1 pseudogene is annotated in these 346 nt (G+C 75.7%); it reads right to left on the bottom strand.

Annotation, left to right across the window (positions count from 1 at the left end):
- Window positions 1-75 precede the first annotated feature (75 nt).
- Window positions 76-346, bottom strand: a pseudogene (locus FJ658_RS03605) (molybdopterin molybdenumtransferase MoeA); the annotation flags it as partial.

The following is a 346-nucleotide window of genomic DNA, read 5'->3' as shown; positions in this document are numbered from 1 at the left end:
CCCGTCGGGTGATCGCCTTCGCGCCGACGTCGACCATGCGCGCGCGTCCGTCGGCGTCGAGGTGGCTGAGCTCGCTCATAGCTCCACGGTATCCACGAGCGCGCCCGCGGGCAGATCCCCGAACTGCGGCGGCAGGTCGATCAGCACGTCCGCCGCGGCCATCGCGGTCACTAGATGCGACCCGGTGCCGCCGATCGGCACGACCGCCCCGCGCTCGTCGAGGCGCGCCCGCAGGAATCGCCGGCGCCCGGGCGGCACCGCGACGGGTTCGGCGAGAGCCAGCCGGCGGCGAACGGCGGGCGGCAACCCCGCCCAGGCGCGCAACAGCGGCGAGAGGAACAGCGCG

The sequence above is a fragment of the Schumannella sp. 10F1B-5-1 genome, assembly GCF_006517535.1.
GTDB lineage: Bacteria > Actinomycetota > Actinomycetes > Actinomycetales > Microbacteriaceae > Schumannella.
Note: the sequence above shows the minus strand (reverse complement) of the source record. Positions and strands in the feature narration are given on the sequence as shown.